Source organism: Flavobacterium sp. TC780 (genome assembly GCF_056783245.1).
In genome coordinates this window covers 1-2,014 of the sequence record NZ_JBXBAV010000057.1, presented here as the reverse complement: position 1 = coordinate 2,014, position 2,014 = coordinate 1, and the positions used below count along the sequence as shown (strand labels likewise).

2 protein-coding genes and 1 pseudogene are annotated in these 2,014 nt (G+C 33.1%); 1 reads left to right on the top strand and 2 read right to left on the bottom strand.

What is annotated here, in order from left to right; genetic code table 11:
* Positions 1 to 890 (bottom strand): annotated as a pseudogene (locus AC1RYN_RS05660) (hypothetical protein); the annotation flags it as partial.
* Positions 891 to 1,103: 213 nt separating this feature from the next.
* Here AC1RYN_RS05660 and AC1RYN_RS05655 point away from each other — a divergent pair.
* Positions 1,104 to 1,334: a hypothetical protein gene (locus AC1RYN_RS05655; protein WP_481806168.1), complete on the top strand. Its 231-nt coding sequence runs from the start codon at positions 1,104 to 1,106 to the stop codon at positions 1,332 to 1,334.
* Here AC1RYN_RS05655 and AC1RYN_RS05650 read toward each other — a convergent pair.
* The coding region (locus tag AC1RYN_RS05650) for a hypothetical protein (RefSeq protein ID WP_481806167.1) at positions 1,303 to 2,014 on the bottom strand (712 nt) is incomplete at its 5' end. The genes AC1RYN_RS05655 and AC1RYN_RS05650 overlap by 32 nt on opposite strands.

Genomic DNA, 2,014 nt, shown 5'->3' with positions numbered 1-2,014 from the left:
GCTGCTACAACAGCTTTTAGTTCTACTGTATCTGTTACACCATTTACATTTGATGTTAATTTATCTCCGTCTAACTCTAATGTGTTAGTAGTTCCTGCTGCTGCAATTTCTTTTAAATCCACTGCGCTAGTTACTCCATTTACATTTGATGTTAATGAGTTTTTATCTAAGATTAATTCATTGGTAGTTCCTGCTGCTACAACAGCTTTTAGTTCTACTGTATCTGTTACACCATTTACATTTGATGTTAATTTATCTCCGTCTAACTCTAATGTGTTAGTAGTTCCTGCTGCTGCAATTTCTTTTAAATTCACTGCGCTAGTTACTCCATTTACATTTGATGTTAATGAGTTTTTATCTAAGATTAATTCATTGGTAGTTCCTGCTGCTACAACAGCTTTTAGTTCTACTGTATCTGTTACACCATTTACATTTGATGTTAATTTATCTCCGTCTAACTCTAATGTGTTAGTAGTTCCTGCTGCTGCAATTTCTTTTAAATTCACTGCGCTAGTTACTCCATTTACATTTGATGTTAATGAGTTTTTATCTAAGATTAATTCATTGGTAGTTCCTGCTGCTACAACAGCTTTTAGTTCTACTGTATCTGTTACACCATTTACATTTGATGTTAATTTATCTCCGTCTAACTCTAATGTGTTAGTAGTTCCTGCTGCTGCAATTTCTTTTAAATTCACTGCGCTAGTTACTCCATTTACATTTGATGTTAATGAGTTTTTATCTAAGATTAATTCATTGGTAGTTCCTGCTGCTACAACAGCTTTTAGTTCTACTGTATCTGTTACACCATTTACATTTGATGTTAATTTATCTCCGTCTAACTCTAATGTGTTAGTAGTTCCTGCTGCTGCAATTTCTTTTAAATCCACTGCGCTAGTTACTCCATTTACATTTGATGTTAATTTATCTCCGTCTAACTCTAATGTGTTAGTAGTTCCTGCTGCTGCAATTCTTTTAAATCACTGCGCTAGTTACTCCATTTACATTTGATGTTAATGAGTTTTTATCTAAGATTAATTCATTGGTAGTTCCTGCTGCTACAACAGCTTTTAGTTCTACTGTATCTGTTACACCATTTACATTTGATGTTAATTTATCTTCCGTCTTACTCTAATGTGTTAGTAGTTCCTGCTGCTGCAATTTCTTTTAAATTCACTGCGCTAGTTACTCCATTTACATTTGATGTTAATGAGTTTTTATCTAAGATTAATTCATTGGTAGTTCCTGCTGCTACAACAGCTTTTAGTTCTACTGTATCTGTTACACCATTTACATTTGATGTTAATTTATCTCCGTTAACTCTAATGTGTTAGTAGTTCCTGCTGCTGCAATTTCTTTTAAATCCACTGCGCTAGTTACTCCATTTACATTTGATGTTAATGAGTTTTTATCTAAGATTAATTCATTGGTAGTTCCTGCTGCTACAACAGCTTTTAGTTCTACTGTATCTGTTACACCATTTACATTTGATGTTAATTTATCTCCGTCTAACTCTAATGTGTTAGTAGTTCCTGCTGCTGCAATTTCTTTTAAATTCACTGCGCTAGTTACTCCATTTACATTTGATGTTAATGAGTTTTTATCTAAGATTAATTCATTGGTAGTTCCTGCTGCTACAACAGCTTTTAGTTCTACTGTATCTGTTACACCATTTACATTTGATGTTAATTTATCTCCGTCTAACTCTAATGTGTTAGTAGTTCCTGCTGCTGCAATTTCTTTTAAATTCACTGCGCTAGTTACTCCATTTACATTTGATGTTAATGAGTTTTTATCTAAGATTAATTCATTGGTAGTTCCTGCTGCTACAACAGCTTTTAGTTCTACTGTATCTGTTACACCATTTACATTTGATGTTAATTTATCTCCGTCTAACTCTAATGTGTTAGTAGTTCCTGCTGCTGCAATTTCTTTTAAATCCACTGCGCTAGTTACTCCATTTACATTTGATGTTAATGAGTTTTTATCTAAGATTAATTCATTGGTAGTTCCT